Source organism: Agrobacterium sp. CG160-95 (assembly GCF_053521725.1).
The window spans coordinates 1310397-1328094 of the sequence record NZ_JBNWDU010000001.1 but is presented as its reverse complement, the minus strand read 5'-3'; the positions used below and the strand labels follow the sequence as shown (position 1 = coordinate 1328094).

The window sequence follows — 17698 nt, the reverse complement described above, 5'->3', positions numbered from 1 at the left end:
CCATTCGGCAGCATAGGCAAAGCCCAAGCTGGCGCTGCCTATAAACTATTCCGGGTACAATTGAAAGAGGCGATTGACGCCGCCCCTCAAGGCTCGTCTCAACCGAAAACGCGCTTCGGCCGGAATTCGCCCTCGCCGATCTCGCCGATGGCAATGAGCTTGCCATGCGCAGTGGCATAGGCCTCCGGGTGATTGGCCGGCGCATCACGCCCGCGCAGCAGGATCGGGTTGCCCATCTTCAGCCGGTGTGCCTGATCATCATTGATGATGAGGTGGGGAAGGGATGAAAGCGCTTCCGCCGTGTCGATCAGAAAAGCATCGAGCGCTTCAAGCCGCTCGTCGCGGTCTTCGATGGCTTCGAGCGCCGTCAAGCTTTCGAGCGGTACCATCATGTCCTCGCCGAATGGCGCGACCATGGTACGGCGCAATTGCGAAATATGACCGAAACAACCGAGATCCCGGCCCATATCGCGCGCAAGCGCCCGCACATAGGTACCCTTACCGCATTCCACTTCGAAATGAGCGGTGTCAGCGTCGGGGCAGGCGAGCAGCGTCAGACGGTGAATTTCCACCTCGCGCGCGGGAATCTCCACCGTTTCGCCTTCACGAGCCAGATCATAGGCCCGCTCACCGGCGATCTTGATGGCGGAAAACTGCGGCGGCGTCTGCATGATCACGCCGGTATAATTGGGTAGAATATCGCGGATCGCCTGTTCGTCCGGGCGCTGGTCGGAGGAGTTGACTACCTCGCCTTCCAGATCGTCGGTTGCGCGTTCTTCACCCCAGGTGACGGTAAACTCGTAGATTTTCCGGCCGTCCATGACGTAAGGAACGGTCTTTGTGGCGTCACCGAGGGCAATCGGCAACATGCCGGACGCCAAGGGGTCGAGTGTTCCGGCGTGACCTGCCTTCTGGGCGTTGAACAGCCATTTGATCTTGGAAACGGCTTCGGTTGAGCCGAAATCGAGCGGCTTGTCGAGAATGAGCCAGCCCGAAATCGGGCGGCCCTTGGGTTTGCGGTTCTGCTGTTTGCGTGGTTTGGACATGCTTCAGTTCTGTTCGTCGTCTTTTTCGTTCGAAGGTCCCAGATCGCGCTGCACCTCCGGTGACCGCAGGAGTGCGTCGATCTTCTGGTAGTTGTCGAAACTCGTATCGTCGCGGAAACGCAGTTCCGGCATGTACTTCATCTGCCGCAGCTGCGGGCCGAGGCGGCCGCGCATGAACTTGGCATGGCGGTTGAGCGCCGTGATGATGTCGGTGTGATCGGCAACGCCAAGCGGCGTCACGTAAGCGGTCGCGATCTTGAGATCGGGTGACATGCGCACTTCCGAGATGGAAATGACGGTGCCTTCGATCAGATCGTCGCGGACTTCGCCGCGCTGGAGAATCTGGGTCAGTGCGGCGCGCACCTGTTCGCCAACACGCAGCATGCGTTGCGAAGGGGCCGATGATGTAGCTTTTGCCATGGGTAATGCCTCAAACGGAGCGAGCGCCGGTGAAGCCGGCGCCCGACAGAAAAGTCCTGTTTTGCGGCGAGACGCTTAGAGCGTTCTCGTGATGTGTTCGACGCGGAAGCACTCGATGGTGTCGCCGGCGCGAATGTCTTCGTAATTCTCGAAGGCCATACCGCACTCCTGACCAACAGGCACTTCGTTGACTTCGTCCTTGAAGCGCTTGAGGGTCTTGAGCTTGCCTTCGTGGATAACGACGTTGTCGCGCACCAGACGCACACCCGCACCACGTTCCACCTTGCCCTCGACGACGCGGCAACCCGCGACCTTACCGACCTTGGTGATGTTGAACACCTCGAGAATTTCGGCATTGCCGAGGAAGGTCTCGCGACGTTCCGGCGAAAGCAGACCCGACATCGCCGCCTTCACGTCATCCACCAGATCGTAGATGATGTTGTAGTAGCGGATTTCGATACCGGCGCGTTCGGACGCCGTACGTGCCTGTGCGTTGGCGCGAACGTTGAAGCCGATGATCGCGGCGTTCGATGCCTCGGCAAGCGAGATATCCGATTCCGTGATGGCACCAGCACCAGAGTGAACGACACGAGCGCGGACTTCGTCTGTGCCGAGCTTGTCGAGCGAAGCGATAATGGCTTCGACCGAACCTTGCACGTCCGCCTTGATGACCAGCGGGAATTCCTTCAATCCCGAAGTCTGCAACTGGCTCATCATCTGTTCCAGCGAGCCGCGCTGACCGGTCTGGCGGGCAACAGCCTTGTCGCGAGCCAGACGCTGGCGGTATTCGGAGATCTCGCGAGCACGACCTTCGTTTTCGACAACCGCAAAACGGTCACCGGCTGACGGCGTACCGGAAAGGCCGAGGATTTCGACCGGCATGGCCGGACCGGCTTCCTTCACGTGGTCGCCCTTGTCGTTGACGAGCGCGCGCACACGGCCCCACTGATCGCCGGCAACGATGATCTGGCCGGGCTTCAGTGTACCCTTCTGCACGAGAACGGTCGCGACGGCACCACGTCCACGGTCCAGCTCGGCTTCGATGACCGTGCCTTCCGCAGTGCGGCTTGGATCCGCCTTGAGATCGAGGATTTCCGCCTGAAGCAGGATCGCTTCGAGCAGCTTGTCGAGGTTGAGCTTGTTCTTGGCCGACACTTCGACATCAAGAACTTCACCACCCATCGATTCCACGAATACTTCGTGCTGAAGCAACTGCTGGCGAACCTTTTCAGGGTTTGCCTCGTGCTTGTCGATCTTGTTGATCGCAACGACGATCGGAACACCGGCCGCCTTCGCATGGTTGATCGACTCGATCGTCTGCGGCATCACGCTGTCGTCGGCTGCAACAACCAGCACGGCGATGTCGGTTGCCTGCGCACCACGGGCACGCATTGCCGTAAAGGCGGCGTGGCCGGGGGTGTCGATGAAGGTGATCTTCTGACCGTTCTTTTCGACCTGATAGGCGCCGATATGCTGGGTGATGCCACCGGCCTCGCCAGCAACGACATTCGCCTGACGGATAGCGTCGAGCAGCGAGGTCTTGCCGTGGTCGACGTGGCCCATGATGGTCACGACCGGCGGACGGGAAACCATCTCGCCTTCATCGTCAGCCTTGTTGAAGAGACCCTCTTCAACGTCGGATTCGGAAACGCGCTTGACCGTATGGCCGAATTCGACCGCGATCAGTTCCGCCAGATCGGCGTCGATCACGTCGCCCGGCTTCAGCATCTGGCCTTCCTTCATCAGGAACTTGATGACGTCAACGGCGCGCTCGGACATACGCTGCGACAGTTCCTGAATGGTGATGGTTTCCGGCAGGATGACTTCGCGCAGAACCTTTTCGCGGGTTTCCTGCATCTGGCTGCGACGGAATTTCTCCTGGCGGCGGCGCATGGATGCCATGGAGCGGCCACGCGGCGTACCATCTTCTTCCAGATTGGCGGCGGTCACGGTCAGCTTGCCACGACGGCGCTCTTCTTCGGTCTTCAGGCGGGCTGCAGGCTTGGCCGGAACCGGAGCCACGACCTTGCCACGAGCCGGAAGGCTGCTGCCACGACGGACTGCGCCGCGATCGTCCTCGTCGTCGCCACCGGTGCGGCGTCCGCGGGGAGCGGCGGCATCGGGCGTGGCGGGAGCGGAACGGGGAGCAACAGGCTGGGGACGGGCGTCAGCGCGTGGCGCCGGCGCAGCGGCCGCAGCCGGCTTTTCGCCGGACAGATCGGATTTCGCTTCCGTAACAGGCTGGCTCGCAGCGATCTTTGCCGCAGCAGCCTCTTCGGCAGCGCGGTTTTCGGCTTCGATCTTTTCAGCGGCGATGCGTTGTTCTTCTTCCACCTTGCGGCGGGCTTCGTCTTCGGCGCGCTGCTTGGCTTCGATAACATCGCGAGCCTGCGCTTCTATCAGCGCACGGCGGCGGGCTTCCATCTCGCCTGCGGACAGGTCGTGCAGAACGTTGCCGCGCGGACGGTCAGGCTGACGCTGCTGCGGTGCGGACGAGCCGGGGCGCTGCTGCGAATGGGAAGAACCCGGACGCTGCTGTTGGTTGCTCGGCTGTTGAATGCGTTGCTGTGGGGCCTGCGGACGCGGTGCCGAAGGGGCAGGCGCTGCCGGCTTCGGCGCCGGAGCTGCCGCCACGACAGGCTGAACCGGCTTCTCGTCTTCGGGACGCAGGGGGCGGCGCTTGCGTGTTTCCACGACAACCGCGTTGGTGCGACCTCGACCCATGTCCTGCCGCACGGTGCCCTGATTCATCCCGCCCGGTTTCAGGGTAAGAGTCTTCTTGGCCGGCGCATTGAGTGTCTTGTCGTCGTTGTTGTCGGTCATTCCGTTCCCGTTCCTACGGACGAGAACCGGATGACATCCATCAGGTCTCGTCGTTCAAGTGCTGCATCGGAACGCGGCGGCCGTTCATGTTTGGCAACCGCGTCATTGTACTGTCCGGGCAGCGTCGCGTTCCGCCTCAGGCTGACCGCCAAGGCGGTACTGCTTAAGCATCTTTGCGCGCTTCACTACACCCTCACCCGCCTGCCCCGCAAGCGCGCAAGCATGGATAAAAGCATTCTGGCCCATCAACTCGTCCATTTCGGCTTCGCTAAAGAGCCGGAAGGACGGAATTTCATTGCCGGCATCGCTGCCGAGCTCCCAGGCCTTGCGGGCCTGGTCCAGTTTTCGCACGCCGTCTGCCGCGGCATCGGTTGCGTGGAACACGGCAATCGCATTCCCCGAACGGACGGCGGCATCGACTTTCGTCGCGCCGCTGATGAACTGACCCGCCTTGCGCGCCATGTTCATCATTCCGGCAAGCTGCTGCGACATCAGGCGGTCGAGAAGAGCGAGAAGCTCCGGCCCGGCCTTGACGTCGCGTTTGAGTGCCCGTGCGAAGATCTTCTTCGCGATGGCTTTCTCTATCAGGGCGCGCTCCGGCTTTACCCAGCATCCGCGCCCCGGCAATTGGCGTTTCAGGTCCGGAACGACGTTGCCGTCCGGCCCTGCGACGAAGCGGATCAACTCGTCTGGAGATCCGCTCTGCCTTGTCACAATGCACATACGTCCATTGACGTTGCCTTCCAGCCGCCCGTCCTCATCGGTTTCGGGCAGCTCGTCCGGCTCATGCACCTGCGATGTCATTCCTGTCCGGCGGTATCCGCCTCCTCAGTAGCTTCCGCATCGACTTCCTCTTCGGAAGCCAGATCCTCGGCCGTGATCCAGCCTGCCAGAAGACGGGCCTGCACAACCATGTTCTCAGCTTCGACGCGCGATACGTCGAGCTTGGAGAAGATGCCTTCGAACTTCTTCGTCTCGCCGTCCTTGCGTTCGCTCCAGCCGACCAGATCGTCTGCGGCGCAACCGGCAAAGTCCTCGATGGTCTTGATACCGTCTTCACCAAGGGCGACCATCATCTGCGAGGTCAGGCCTTCGATCTGTCGCAGCTCGTCGGCAACGCCGAGTTCCTTGCGCTTGGCGTCCATTTCGGCTTCCAGGCGTTCCAGATATTCGCGGGCGCGGGTCTGGATTTCATCGGCGGTGTCATCGTCGAAGCCGTCGATCGAGGAAATTTCGCCAAGATCGACATAGGCAAGTTCTTCAACCTGCGCGAAGCCTTCGGAAGCCAGAACCTGACCAACCATCTCGTCAACGTCGAGGGCGTCCATGAAGAGTGCCGTGCGCTCGTTGAATTCCTTCTGGCGACGCTCGGATTCTTCCTGCTCGGTCATGATGTCGATATCCCAGCCGGTCAGCTGCGATGCCAGACGTACGTTCTGGCCGCGGCGGCCGATGGCGAGCGAAAGCTGCTCGTCGGGAACCACAACTTCGATGCGCTCGGATTCTTCATCCAGAACGACCTTGGCCACTTCAGCGGGCTGCAGAGCGTTGACGATGAAGGATGCCGGCTCCTGGCTCCACGGAATGATGTCGATCTTTTCGCCCTGCAATTCGCCGACAACGGCCTGAACGCGCGAACCGCGCATACCGACGCAGGCGCCGACCGGATCGATCGACGAGTCGTTCGAAATGACGGCGATCTTGGCGCGCGAACCGGGGTCACGGGCAACCGACTTGATCTGGATGATGCCGTCGTAGATTTCAGGAACTTCCATGGTGAACAGCTTCACCATGAACTGCGGATGGGTACGCGACAGGAAAATCTGCGGGCCACGCTGCTCGCGGCGAACGTCGTAGACGTAAGCGCGGACACGGTCGCCATAACGCATGTTTTCCCGCGGAATCATCTCGTCGCGACGGATGATGCCTTCGCCACGGCCCAGATCGACGATCACATTGCCGTATTCGACGCGCTTGACGGTGCCGTTGACGATTTCGCCGATGCGATCCTTGAACTCGTCATACTGACGGTCGCGTTCTGCTTCGCGCACCTTCTGAACGATGACCTGCTTGGCGGACTGTGCGGCGATACGGCCGAAATCCATCGGCGGCAGCGGATCGGCGATGAAATCGCCGAGCTTTGCGTCCGGGTTGCGGTCGCGGGCAAGTTCGAGCGGAATCTGGGTCGAATAGTCTTCGGCCGTCTCTACCACTTCCAGAAGACGCTGCAGGCGGATTTCGCCGGTCTTGGAGTTGATGTCGGCGCGAATGTTGGTTTCCGAACCATAGCGCGAGCGGGCGGCTTTCTGGATAGCGTCGGCCATTGCGGCAAGCACGATTTCGCGGTCGATGACCTTTTCGCGCGCCACAGCGTCGGCGATCTGCAGAAGCTCAAGCCGGTTAGCACTCACTGCCATTTTTTTGTCTCCGTAAGTCGCATAATTGCGGGGATCACCCGTTTTCCGGGCTTTTACGTTGGAATTAGTCTTCGTCTGCTTCGTTTTCGTCGTTCTGGTTTGCGGCGGCGGCCTTTGCCGCCTTGTCTGCCCGCAGCGCATCACGAATAAGGTCGTCCGTCAGAATGAGCTTCGCATCGGAAAGCGCGCTGAACGGAATGGTGACTGTCGGTTCGTCGCCATAGGCGATCTGGTCGCGTTCCAGCTTGAAGCCGTCCGCATCCACCTCGACGATCTTGCCGCGAAACCGCTTGCGGTTTTCGACCAGAATGGAGGTTTCGGCCTTCACCAGATGGCCCTGCCAACGGGTGAAATCCGACTTGCGAACCATCGGCCGGTCGATGCCGGGCGAGGAAACTTCGAGATGATACGCCTTATCGACCGGATCTTCCACATCAAGAACCGGTGAAATCGCCATTGACACGGCTTCGCAGCCCTCGACGGTCATGGTGCCGTCTTCCCGCTCGGCCATCACCTGCAGGGTCATGCCGTTCTGGTTGGAGAGGCGCACGCGCACCAGAAGATATCCCATGCCCGTCAAAACAGGCTCGATGATTTCGGCGATGCGCTGGTCGATTCCCGTTTCGGTTATCAGTCGCGGTTCATGTACGGTGTCTGCCATCTGGCCTTCCGGTCTTTAGATTTTCACCGGGCGCTCAGCCCGTGGTTTCCGGTTCGCCTAACGAAAAAGAGCGGAGCCTTGCGGCCCCACTCTTCATCAAGCGATCAAGAATTTCAAAGGTCATATAGACCCATCAGGGCAGGATTGCAAGGTTTTCGCGGGCAGGGCGCTTCAGTCACGGCTGCGGCCACATTTTCACCTTCACCGTGTCGGAAAGGGTGGCATGATTTCCGGCACTGTCTATAGTTGCCGTTTGACAAATCGCAGTTGCATCAAGTGGACTGATCGTGCCTGACCGTAAATCGCCACTCGCGCCTTTAAGGCATTTGACTTACAGACGAATCTGGATCGCGAGCCTTGCCTCGAATTTCGGCGGTCTGATCCAGGCGGTTGGCGCCGCGTGGATGATGACCTCGCTGTCGAGTTCCGAAAACATGATCGCGCTGGTACAGGCCTCCACCTCGCTGCCGATCATGATGTTTTCGCTGATTTCAGGCGCATTGGCCGATAGTTTCGACCGCCGCCGCATCATGATTTCCGCTCAGATCCTGATGCTGACGGCTTCCGTGCTGCTGACGGTTTTTGCCTGGTCCGGCTGGCTCACTCCGTGGTTGCTGCTCTTCTTCACCTTCATGATCGGCTGTGGCACGGCGCTCAACAATCCGTCCTGGCAGGCGTCCGTCGGCGAAATGGTGCCGCGTGAGGATTTGCCCGCCGCCGTGACGCTGAACAGCGTGGGCTTCAACATCACCCGCAGCGTCGGTCCTGCCATCGGCGGCATCATCGTCGCTGCCGCCGGCGCCGCGGCCGCGTTTTTCGTGAACGCGCTCAGCTATTTCGCCCTGATCTACGCGCTGGTTCGCTGGCAGCCGCCCAAATATGCCTCGACCTTGCCGCGCGAGCAGCTTCTTGCCGCCATATCGGCCGGGATGCGTTATGTGGCGATGTCGCCGAATATCGGCAAGGTTCTGGTGCGTGGCTTTCTCTTCGGCCTTTCCGCCAGCGCCATCCTGGCGCTGATGCCGATCGTTGCCCGCGATCTGGTCGAGGGTGGCCCGCTGACCTACGGCGTCATGCTGGGTGCGTTCGGTGTCGGCGCTATCGGCGGCGCGCTCGTCAGCGCCAGACTTCGCGAGGTTCTATCCAGCGAATGGATCGTGCGTGTCGCCTTTTTGGGCTTCGCCTTCAGTTCCGGCGTGACGGCGGTCAGCACGAACGCGATCGTAACCTCGCTTGTTTTGACTATTGCCGGTGCCTGCTGGGTTCTGGCGCTTTCCCTGTTCAATACCATCGTCCAGCTTTCTGCCCCGCGCTGGGTGGTGGGCCGGGCGCTGTCGCTTTACCAGACGCTGACCTTCGGCGGCATCGCCGTCGGCAGTTGGCTGTGGGGCGAGCTGGCGGAAGATTACGGTATTTCCTATTCGCTTCTCGGTTCGTGCGTGCTGATGCTGCTGGGCGTCGTCGTCGGCCTCAAACTCGCCATGCCCGCTTTTGCTTCACTCAATCTCGATCCGCTCAACCGTTTCGTCGAACCGCCGCTAAGGCTCGATATCAAGCCGCGCAGCGGGCCGATTGCCATTCTCATAGACTATGAAATTCATGACGAGGATCTCGGCGAATTCCTGCCGTTGATGGCCGAGCGTCGCCGCATCCGTCTGCGCGATGGCGCGCGCAACTGGAACCTGATGCGTGATCTGGAAAATCCAGATATCTGGACGGAAAGCTACCACGTACTGACATGGGTGGAATATGTCCGCCACAACCACCGCCGCACCCAGGCGGATGCGGAAGCCTGGGACCGGCTGCTGGCCCTTCATCGCGGCAAGACACGGCCCCGCGTGCACCGGATGATCGAGCGGCAAACCATTCCGCCGACAGATGACATCTTCCACAAGCCGCATACGGACCAGCATTGAGAGACGATAGGGCTAAGCAGTGGCGATGTCATGCTCGGGACAAGCCCGCGCATGACGGAGGAGAGGTTTTCACACGTCGCCAGTAAGTTGCTATTTCAGCTTCGCTTTCAGCGTAGCATCGGGAAAGCAGGTCGGTGACATTCCGTTTTTCGCCTGCCAGTCGCCCAGTGACCGGCGTGTCTTGAAGCCGGCCAGCCCGTCCGCTTTGCCGACATCATAGCCCTTGGCGACGAGTGCCTTCTGCATGGCAAGAACGTCGGAGCGCAACATCGATCCGACATTGCCCCATTCGCCCTTGAACGGCCCCGCCCCATGGGAGATGCGGTCGGCGAGATTGCCAATGAACAGCGCGTAGAGATCGGAATTATTGTATTCCTTGATGACGTAGAAATTCGGCGTCACCACGAATTCCGGCCCGTGCCGCCCGGCCGGCACAAGCATCATGCCGTCGGCGGAGAGGTCATTGGATGGAAAGGCCTTTCCGGAAATGCGGGTGATCCCCATCTTCGCCCACGCACTCACCGGCCGGGCAAGATCCGGGCCTTCCTGGGCGCAGGAGACGTTGCCGGGTATAGACACTTCGAAGCCCCAGTCGCGATCCCTCTGCCAGCCGCGCTGCGAAAGATAGTTCGCTATGGATGCCAATGCGTCCGGCACGGAGTTCCAGATATCGCGGTGGCCGTCGCCATCGAAATCAACGGCATATTTGAGATAGCTCGACGGCATGAATTGCGGCTGACCGAGCGCGCCTGCCCAGGACCCCATCATGCGCGAGGCCGCAATATCGCCGCTTTCGACGATCTTCAGCGCATCGATCAGCTCGGTGCGGAACATCTCCTTGCGGGTAGACATATAGGCTTTCGTCGCCAGCACATCGACAACCGAATGCGGCAGTTTCGCACGGCCGAAACCGGATTCGCGGCCCCAGATCGCCACGACGACATCGCCGGGCACGCCGTATTTGGCTTCGATCCGGCGAAGGGTGGCGGCATGCGTCGCGGCCAGAGAGCGGCCGGTGGCGGCAAGCCCCTGCAATCGTTTTTCGGAGAAATAAGCGCCGGGCGATGAAAATTCGGCCTGGCTCTGGCTCTGTTCCTTCGGCGGCTTCTGGCCGGGGATGACGAGATCAGGCAGACTCCAGTTGATGGAAAGGCCGCTCAGCGCAGCCTCCAGCGTCTTTTGCGAAATTCCCGCCTTGCGCGCTTCCGGCCAGATTTCCTTTTTCAGCCATGCATTGAAATCGGCATCGTACCGGGCAGCAGCGGCACCTGTCGGCGCGGATTGCGCCAGAGCGTCCGTTGCTGAAAAAACGGAAAGAATGGCGGCCAATGCCTTGAGGCTTTTACAGGAAAAGTGGAGGCCGGTTTTCCGTCTGGAAATGCGCCAAAACAAAGAATCAAATCGGTTTCGCATTCGGTCTCCTCTTCGAGTGACGGACGGGGAAAGAAGGCGTCAGATCGTTGTGCGAGCGCGCAGCGCCGCCGTCAATGTGCCCTCATCGAGATAGTCCAGCTCGCCGCCAACAGGCACGCCATGCGCAAGCCGGGTGATCTTGATGCCGAGATCGGCCAGGCGGTCGGTGATGTAATGGGCTGTTGCCTGTCCCTCCACCGTCGCATTGACGGCGATGATGAGCTCGCGAATACCGCCGGCGCTGACGCGATCGATCAGTCCCTTGATGTTCAGATCTTCCGGCCCGACGCCATCGAGCGGCGACAGCGTGCCACCAAGCACATGATAGGCGGTATTCATGGCGCCTGCTCGCTCCAGCGCCCACAGATCCGACACGTCTTCCACTACGATGATGACCGACTGGTCACGTCTATCATCGGCGCAGACCGTGCAGGGATCGATGGTATCGACATTGCCGCAGCACGAGCAGATCTTCACCTTGTCATAGGCTTCACCCATCGCGTGGCCCAGCGGTCCAAGAAGCTGTTCCTTCTTCTTGATGAGATGCAGCGCCGCCCGCCGCGCCGAGCGGGGCCCAAGCCCCGGCACTTTTGCAAGCAGCTGGATCAGTTTTTCGATTTCGGGACCGGTGACTCGTTTTGCCATGAGCGCTTTCTACTGCATAAATCGGGAAACGGGAATCATGAAGCGCGAAGGGCAGTCCATGAAAATACGGGCAGTGTGCCGGGGCGAGGCGAAGGCCTTGCCGGGAAAGACGGCGAAGACGGGTATTTTCAAACATGCCGTGCAGGGCGCGGTGATGGTCGATGCGCAAGGCATCGTCAGCGACGCTGTCTGCAATCGTAAACATCACGGCGGGCCGGATCAGGCGATCTACGCCATGGGCTCCGCCGATCTCGATTTCTGGTCGCGTACGCTGGGTTTTGTGGTTGAGCCCGGATTTTTTGGGGAAAATCTGGTTCTGGAAGGTGTCGATAGTGCAAAACTGCATGTCGGCGACAGGTTTTCAGCCGAGGAAGTGGTGCTGGAAGTGACCGCCGCCCGCATTCCCTGCGCCACCCTGTCAGCCCGACTCGGCGATCCCGGCTTCGCGCCGCGTTTTCGGCAGGCGGGTCAGCCGGGCTTTTATTGCCGGGTTCTGAAAGGTGGAATGCTCAGCGCCGGTGAAGGCATCGCTTTCCAACCCTATCAGGGAACGAAACTGCCCATACCGGTCATTCTCCAGCGCTTCCGCCCCATGCAGCTCACCAGGGACGAACGTGCCGCATATCTCGGCACCCCGCTTGCGAGCCGGTTCCGCGCCATGCTGGAAGTCTGAATTCGTAAGAATATCAGAACGGCAGCTTCATGCCGGGCGGGATCGGCAGGCCAGCCGTGATTTCCTTGGTCTTTTCAGCGGTGATGGCCTCGGCGCGCTCCTTGGCGTCATTGTGGGCGGCGACGATCAGGTCTTCGAGAATTTCGACGTCGTCTTCCTTGAAGAGAGACGGATCGATCTTCAGGCCCAGCAGGCTGCCCTTGCCATTCAGCTTCACGGTGACGAGACCGCCACCGGACTTGCCTTCGACTTCAAGCGCGGCGATATCCGCCTGCATCTTTTCCATCTTGGCCTGCATTTCCTTGACCTTGCCCATCATGCCCATGATGTCGCGCATGTGCCAAACTCCTGTTTTTGTTATGTATTAAAATTCGATATCGTCGCCGGGAAGGATGTCGCCCTCGCTCGATTCGGCAACCGAAGGCGGCGGGGCGATCTCGTCCGGCTCGTCCTGCTGGGTGACGCGAATGCGCACGTCGGTGATTTTTGCACCTGGAAACTGTTGAAGAATGGCTGCCACGTCAGGGTCCTGCCTCGCATCCACGAGGCGGGCGTCGCGCGCACTCCCCTCGGCTTCAACCAGCGTCGGCTGACCCTGTTCCTTGCTAAGGCTGACGATCCAGTGGATACCGGTCCACTCTTTCAGCTTCACACCAAGCTCGCCGGGGAGCGATCCGGGTGCGCCATCGCCGAGGCGCATGTCGAGCCGGCCCGGCTCCAGCCGCACCAGCCGTACGAAGTTGCGAACCTTCGCCCGCATGACGGGATCGCGATTTTTCTGGCACAGGTCGGCAATGTCCTGAAGAGAGTTGACGGGAACCTTCGGCTCCGGCCGTTCTTCGGTTTTTGGTGCCGCGACGTGCATTTCCTGCGGGCGGCTGTCAGGCACGGCGCGCAGCATGGTCGAAGGCTGCGAGCTTGCCGGCCTCTGGGCGGAAAGCTCCACAGGTCTTCCTGCGGCCACTGTCTGTCCTGAGGAATAGGCGCGAGTGCCGCCGCCATTGCCGCCACCCGAAGGCGCGCCATTGGAATAGCCGCCATCGCTGTTGGAAAGTTCGAGCAGGCGTCGCGCCGCGTCTTCCGGTGCCGGAAGATTGGCGGCGTGCGAAAGGCGGATCAACACCATTTCGGCCGCGCCCGCAGGACGTGAGGCATTTTCAGTTTCCGGAATACCCTTGAGCAGCATCTGCCAGATACGCGACAGCGCGGTCACGGCGATTGTCTCGGCAAATTCCGCGCCACGCACGCGTTCGATCTCGGACAGCGAGGGATCTTCCGCCGCATCCGGCACATATTTCATGCGGGTGACGAGGTGAGTGAAATCGGCAAGGTCGTTCAGCACGACGACGGGGTTGGCGCCTGCCTCGTATTGGCCGTTGAATTCCGAAAGTGCCGCCGCGACATCGCCTTTGATGATGTGCTGGAAAAGATCGACGATGCGCGCCCGGTCGGCAAGACCCAGCATGCCGCGCACCGCCTCGGCTTCCACCCGTCCGCCGCCATGGGCGATCGCCTGATCGAGCAGGGAAAGACCGTCACGGGCGGAACCCTCAGCCGCGCGGGCAATCATTGAGAGCGCCTGCGGTTCGGCCTCGAAACCTTCCTTGCCGGCAATGGCAGTGAACAGGCCGACGAGATCGGCGGCGCTGATGCGGCGCAGGTCGAAGCGCTGGCACCGCGACAGCACGGTGATCGGAACCTTGCGGATTTCAGTAGTTGCGAAGATGAATTTCACATGCTCCGGCGGCTCTTCCAACGTCTTCAGAAGACCGTTGAAGGCCTGCGTCGAGAGCATGTGCACTTCGTCGATGATATAGACTTTATAGCGCGCCGAAACCGGGCGGTAACGCACCTGCTCGATGATCTCGCGAATGTCGTCAATACCGGTATGGGAGGCGGCGTCCATCTCGATCACGTCGACATGACGGCCTTCCATGATCGCCTGACAATGTTCGCCGGGGATACGCAGGTCGATGGTCGGTTTGTCGATGGTGTCGGTCTTGTAGTTCAGCGCACGGGCAAGAATACGCGCGGTGGTCGTCTTGCCCACACCGCGAACACCGGTCAGCATATAGGCCTGCGCGATGCGGCCGGTCTCGAACGCATTCGTCAGCGTGCGGACCATCGGCTCCTGGCCGACCATCAGATCGGAAAAATCCTTCGGACGATATTTGCGTGCCAGTACCCGGTAGCCGGTCCCGCCCTGGGATTCGCTTGATGTGGTGGGTAAGGTGTCGCTCATCGCCTCGCCAGTTTATTTTGCCAGTTTGTCCTAGAGCGCCGTGCGTCCCATTGGACGCATCAGGCACGCTCTATTCCTCTAAAGTCTGCACATCATGCCGATACGCAGGGGCCGCTTTCAGGCTGAACCGGCCCGGCGAAAGCTGAGCGGAATTTAAAAAGGGTGGGAGGCTGGCACGGCGACCCGTGCCTGGCTCGTTAGGGCTGCTTCCTTCCGGACCTGACCCGGTTGGCGAGTGGCTCGTCCACCACCAACCTCCCGGGGCCACATATCGGCAATATCGAAAGCAAATGCAAGCCAAGCCTTCAAAAAACTGCTATCACAATGAAAACAAACATGGAGGACGCCTTGGAGACATTCCGGCTGGACGACAGGCTGGCGCGCGACAGTGCGCTTGTAATGCGTTTGGGACTATGCGAGCTGCGTTTGCAGAACGACAGCCGCTGGCCCTGGCTGGTGCTGGTGCCACAGAGAGGCGGCGCCAGCGAGCTGTTCGATCTTACTCCGCTCGATCAGGCCGTGCTGACGTTCGAGACCAATCTCGTCGCCTCCGCGCTGAAGGACGTTACCGGGGCCACCAAGATCAATGTCGGCGCGCTGGGCAATATCGTCCGGCAACTTCACGTCCATATTATCGCCCGCAACGAAGGCGACACCTGCTGGCCCGGCCCAATCTGGGGTCACGGGACGCCAGTGCCCTATGGCCCGGGCGAAAAGGAATCCTTGATGAAAAAAATATCCGGCGCGCTCTGATGATATCAATGACTATTTTCGAAACCACTGCTCCCCATCCCGAAGCAAGCCTGCTGACAGCCTTTTCCAAGAACGCCCTCAACCGATTCGCCGAAAAGCGGACGGAAGACTGCGTTGCCGATGCGCTGAAAGTCGATGGCACCCATATTTTTGCGTTCTCCGGCAACCGGCTTGTCCTGAAACATGACGAACAGGTCATAGATCCCCTGTTTTCCGCCTATGAGCTGGCGGAATTGCAGCCGGATTTCGACAATGCCGTTCTGCTTGGATACCGCGAAACCGGCGAACCGAGAATTGCGGTGCCGGTGGCCGTCACGGAAGACACGCTCGCGAGCCACTACAAGCTGGCCGATGCCCGCACCCTTTATCGCGACCATCTTCTCGATGAGGAATTGCTGAGCGAGGTTGCCCAGGCCGTCAGCCTTACGCACTGGAATGCCGACAACCGCTTCTGCGGACGGTGCGGCGGCACGATGGAATTGCGTATCGGCGGCTACAAGCGCATATGCGCCGCCTGCAATCACACTATTTTTCCCCGAACCGATCCCGTTGTCATCATGATGACGATCGATATCGAGCGCGATCTTTGCCTGCTCGGACGCGGCGCGCATTTTGCGCCGGGCATGTATTCCTGCCTCGCCGGTTTCGTGGAGCCGGGCGAAACGATCGAGCAGGCCGTGCGCCGCGAGACACATGAAGAATCCGGTGTCGAAATCGGCCGCGTGCGCTATCACGCTTCCCAGCCCTGGCCGATGCCGCACACGCTGATGATCGGCTGTTATGCCGAGGCTCTCTCGTTCGATATTTCCCGCGATGAGATCGAGCTGGAGGATTGCCGCTGGTTCACGCGGGCGGAGGTTGCCACGATGCTGGAGGCTGCTGCGGGCGAGGGCTTTTCCGCGCCTCCGGGCGGTGCCATCGCGCACCGGCTGATGCGCGACTGGGTGGAATGGACGAAATGAAGATTTGCGGCAGGCTCAGCTCTGGTTGAGCTTGCCGCGCATCGCATGACCCCTGTAGACGCCGAGAATTCGGACCTTCTCGGAAAAGAAGCGCAGCTCGTCCAGCGCGTGCCGCACCGGCTCGTCATCCGGATGGCCTTCGATATCGGCATAGAACTGCGTTGCCACGAACCTTCCGCCGAGCTGGTAGCTTTCCAGCTTCGTCATGTTGATGCCATTCGTCGCGAAACCGCCCATTGCCTTATAAAGCGCCGCCGGAATGTTGCGGACATTGAACACGAAGGTCGTGACGATGGTTTCATCTGGTGCTTCGCCTTGGGACTGGCGTTTGGCCCAGTTCTCATCACGCGAAAGAATTACGAAACGGGTGATGTTGTTTTCTGAATCCTCGACATTTTCAGCCATGATATCAAGGCCGTAGAGACCGGCGGCAAGACGCGGTGCAAGCGCTGCCATGCTGCGATCACCCTTTTCAGAAACCAGTCTCGCCGCTCCGGCCGTATCGCCGGCAACGACGGGCTTCCAGCCGTTGGAACGGATGATCTTGCGGCACTGGCCAAGCGCGTGGATGTGGCTGTGAACGGTGCGGATTTCGTCTTTTTTCACGCCCGGTATAACCATCAGCTGGAAGCGGATCGGCATGAAATATTCACCGATGATGTGAAGGCGTGATTCCGGCAGCAGATGATGGATATCGGCAACGCGACCGGCCAGCGTGTTCTCGATCGGGATCATGCCGAGATCGGCTTCGCCGTTTTCGACGGCATTGAAAGCATCCTCGAATGTCGGGCACGGCAAAGGCTCCATATCCGGGAACATGTCGCGGCATGCCATGTCGGAATTCGCGCCAAATTCGCCCTGAAAGGCAATGCGGTTTGTGCTCAAGGTCATGGAATTATCCATCAGAGGGTTCGGTTTGCGAGAATAGTGCGGGCTTTTTCGAGATCGTGCGGCGTATCAACGCCAAGCGGCACGGAGTGAACGATTTCGGCATCAATACGCATGCCCGCTTCCAGCGCGCGCAATTGTTCCAGCCTTTCGCGCTTCTCGAGTGGCGAAGGCTGAAGCCTCACGAACGTTTCGAGGGCGGCGCGGCGATAGGTATAAAGGCCGATGTGATGATAAAGCGGTCCGTCGCCATAGGGCGCAGTCGCGCGGGTAAAATAAAGCGCGCGCAATCGCGTCTCGGAAAGCGGGCTGCCAACCACTTTCACCACGTTCGGATTGGTCTTTTCTTCCTCGTCGGTGATCTCCACCGTCAGCGTGGCAATGTCGACGGCGGCATTTTCCAACGGGCGCAACGAGGCGCGGATCGTTTCCGCTTCGATGGTCGGAAGGTCGCCCTGAACATTGATGATATATTCGGCGTTGCCATAGGGGTCGGCCTTCTGCAGTGCCTCGAAAATGCGGTCCGAACCGGATTGGTGATCATCTCGCGTCATCATTACGTCGAAACCGGCATTTTTTACGGCTGAAAATACCTGTTCGTCATCGACTGCAACGACGATGCGCGTCGCGCCAGCTTCACGCGCCCTGAGTGCAACCTGCACAATCATCGGTTTGCCGCCAATATCCGCGAGAGGCTTGCCCGGAAGCCGTGTCGATGCCATCCGCGCCGGTATAAGGACGACAGCTTTCTCGAATTCCCGATTCTTCATCCGACACCCTTCAAATCCCAACCGAAAAGTGTCAAAACGTCACGGAGTGGGGAATATTATTCAAGTTGC

The 17698-nt window shown here is 60.1% G+C and carries 16 protein-coding genes and 1 other RNA gene; 4 read left to right on the top strand and 13 right to left on the bottom strand.

Translation table 11 applies throughout. From position 1 onward, the window contains the following. Window positions 1-98: 98 nt before the first annotated feature. The 6 genes from truB to rimP all read right to left on the bottom strand — a co-directional run bounded on the left by truB (window position 99) and on the right by rimP (window position 7367). A complete protein-coding gene (gene truB, locus ACQZ63_RS06595; protein ID WP_113555627.1) occupies window positions 99-1046 on the bottom strand; it encodes a tRNA pseudouridine(55) synthase TruB in 948 nt (315 codons plus the stop codon). 3 nt (window positions 1047-1049) lie between these two features. Further along, complete coding sequence (gene rbfA, locus ACQZ63_RS06590; RefSeq protein ID WP_003507167.1) at window positions 1050-1466, bottom strand: 30S ribosome-binding factor RbfA; 417 nt, start codon at window positions 1464-1466, stop codon at window positions 1050-1052. A gap of 75 nt (window positions 1467-1541) precedes the next feature. Beyond that, window positions 1542-4289 carry a translation initiation factor IF-2 gene (gene infB, locus ACQZ63_RS06585; protein WP_003514296.1) on the bottom strand — a complete coding sequence of 916 codons (2748 nt, stop codon included), beginning with the start codon at window positions 4287-4289 and terminating at the stop codon, window positions 1542-1544. Window positions 4290-4391: 102 nt separating this feature from the next. Continuing rightward, window positions 4392-5093, bottom strand: coding sequence for an RNA-binding protein (locus ACQZ63_RS06580; protein ID WP_003514297.1), 702 nt, complete (start codon window positions 5091-5093; stop codon window positions 4392-4394). Beyond that, window positions 5090-6706, bottom strand: a complete 1617-nt coding sequence (nusA, locus tag ACQZ63_RS06575) for a transcription termination factor NusA (protein WP_025592018.1) — start codon at window positions 6704-6706, stop codon at window positions 5090-5092. Before nusA ends, ACQZ63_RS06580 begins: the two co-directional genes overlap by 4 nt. Window positions 6707-6770: 64 nt before the next feature. Continuing rightward, window positions 6771-7367, bottom strand: a complete 597-nt coding sequence (gene rimP / locus ACQZ63_RS06570) for a ribosome maturation factor RimP (protein ID WP_003514299.1) — start codon at window positions 7365-7367, stop codon at window positions 6771-6773. Between the two features lie 287 nt (window positions 7368-7654). Between rimP and ACQZ63_RS06565 the strand changes: the two genes are divergently transcribed. Next, complete coding sequence (locus ACQZ63_RS06565; RefSeq protein WP_076843882.1) at window positions 7655-9283, top strand: MFS transporter; 1629 nt, start codon at window positions 7655-7657, stop codon at window positions 9281-9283. Between the two features lie 90 nt (window positions 9284-9373). Here ACQZ63_RS06565 and ACQZ63_RS06560 read toward each other — a convergent pair whose 3' ends face one another. Continuing rightward, complete coding sequence (locus ACQZ63_RS06560) at window positions 9374-10612, bottom strand: lytic murein transglycosylase (protein ID WP_419459967.1); 1239 nt, start codon at window positions 10610-10612, stop codon at window positions 9374-9376. A gap of 123 nt (window positions 10613-10735) precedes the next feature. Continuing rightward, window positions 10736-11341: a recombination mediator RecR gene (recR, locus tag ACQZ63_RS06555; RefSeq protein WP_003514308.1), complete on the bottom strand. Its 606-nt coding sequence runs from the start codon at window positions 11339-11341 to the stop codon at window positions 10736-10738. A 37-nt stretch (window positions 11342-11378) separates the two neighbouring features. Between recR and ACQZ63_RS06550 the strand changes: the two genes are divergently transcribed. After that, entirely contained in the window at window positions 11379-12014 is a 636-nt protein-coding gene (locus ACQZ63_RS06550) for an MOSC domain-containing protein (protein WP_162763600.1), read from the top strand. Window positions 12015-12027: 13 nt separating this feature from the next. Here the strand turns inward: ACQZ63_RS06550 and ACQZ63_RS06545 are convergent, their stop codons facing one another. The 3 genes from ACQZ63_RS06545 to ffs form a co-directional block, all read right to left on the bottom strand. Then, window positions 12028-12351, bottom strand: coding sequence for a YbaB/EbfC family nucleoid-associated protein (locus ACQZ63_RS06545; protein ID WP_003514318.1), 324 nt, complete (start codon window positions 12349-12351; stop codon window positions 12028-12030). 27 nt (window positions 12352-12378) lie between these two features. After that, complete coding sequence (locus ACQZ63_RS06540) at window positions 12379-14256, bottom strand: DNA polymerase III subunit gamma/tau (protein ID WP_065661520.1); 1878 nt, start codon at window positions 14254-14256, stop codon at window positions 12379-12381. Window positions 14257-14418: 162 nt separating this feature from the next. Next, window positions 14419-14515: signal recognition particle sRNA small type (ffs, locus tag ACQZ63_RS06535), an RNA gene on the bottom strand. 65 nt (window positions 14516-14580) lie between these two features. On the opposite strand from ffs, the gene ACQZ63_RS06530 reads away from it, so the two are divergent. Together ACQZ63_RS06530 and nudC are read left to right on the top strand one after the other, a co-directional pair. Beyond that, window positions 14581-15009 carry an HIT domain-containing protein gene (locus tag ACQZ63_RS06530; RefSeq protein ID WP_161986907.1) on the top strand — a complete coding sequence of 143 codons (429 nt, stop codon included), beginning with the start codon at window positions 14581-14583 and terminating at the stop codon, window positions 15007-15009. Further along, window positions 15009-15971, top strand: coding sequence for an NAD(+) diphosphatase (nudC, locus tag ACQZ63_RS06525; RefSeq protein WP_003514323.1), 963 nt, complete (start codon window positions 15009-15011; stop codon window positions 15969-15971). The genes ACQZ63_RS06530 and nudC overlap by 1 nt, the downstream gene beginning before the upstream one ends. Before the next feature lie 15 nt (window positions 15972-15986). Here nudC and ACQZ63_RS06520 read toward each other — a convergent pair whose 3' ends face one another. Continuing rightward, entirely contained in the window at window positions 15987-16862 is an 876-nt protein-coding gene (locus ACQZ63_RS06520) for a prephenate dehydratase (protein WP_113555659.1), read from the bottom strand. 11 nt (window positions 16863-16873) lie between these two features. Then, a complete protein-coding gene (locus ACQZ63_RS06515) occupies window positions 16874-17629 on the bottom strand; it encodes a 3-deoxy-manno-octulosonate cytidylyltransferase (protein WP_038489351.1) in 756 nt (251 codons plus the stop codon). Window positions 17630-17698 lie beyond the last annotated feature (69 nt).

Coding starts and splice junctions, on each gene's coding strand:
- truB (WP_113555627.1), bottom strand. CDS start 1,046: ATGTCCAAACCACGCAAACAGCAGAACCGCAAACCCAAGGGCCGCCCG.
- rbfA (WP_003507167.1), bottom strand. CDS start 1,466: ATGGCAAAAGCTACATCATCGGCCCCTTCGCAACGCATGCTGCGTGTT.
- infB (WP_003514296.1), bottom strand. CDS start 4,289: ATGACCGACAACAACGACGACAAGACACTCAATGCGCCGGCCAAGAAG.
- ACQZ63_RS06580 (WP_003514297.1), bottom strand. CDS start 5,093: ATGACATCGCAGGTGCATGAGCCGGACGAGCTGCCCGAAACCGATGAG.
- nusA (WP_025592018.1), bottom strand. CDS start 6,706: ATGGCAGTGAGTGCTAACCGGCTTGAGCTTCTGCAGATCGCCGACGCT.
- rimP (WP_003514299.1), bottom strand. CDS start 7,367: ATGGCAGACACCGTACATGAACCGCGACTGATAACCGAAACGGGAATC.
- recR (WP_003514308.1), bottom strand. CDS start 11,341: ATGGCAAAACGAGTCACCGGTCCCGAAATCGAAAAACTGATCCAGCTG.
- ACQZ63_RS06550 (WP_162763600.1), top strand. CDS start 11,379: ATGAAGCGCGAAGGGCAGTCCATGAAAATACGGGCAGTGTGCCGGGGC.
- ACQZ63_RS06545 (WP_003514318.1), bottom strand. CDS start 12,351: ATGCGCGACATCATGGGCATGATGGGCAAGGTCAAGGAAATGCAGGCC.
- ACQZ63_RS06540 (WP_065661520.1), bottom strand. CDS start 14,256: ATGAGCGACACCTTACCCACCACATCAAGCGAATCCCAGGGCGGGACC.
- ACQZ63_RS06530 (WP_161986907.1), top strand. CDS start 14,581: ATGAAAACAAACATGGAGGACGCCTTGGAGACATTCCGGCTGGACGAC.
- nudC (WP_003514323.1), top strand. CDS start 15,009: ATGATATCAATGACTATTTTCGAAACCACTGCTCCCCATCCCGAAGCA.
- ACQZ63_RS06520 (WP_113555659.1), bottom strand. CDS start 16,862: ATGACCTTGAGCACAAACCGCATTGCCTTTCAGGGCGAATTTGGCGCG.
- ACQZ63_RS06515 (WP_038489351.1), bottom strand. CDS start 17,629: ATGAAGAATCGGGAATTCGAGAAAGCTGTCGTCCTTATACCGGCGCGG.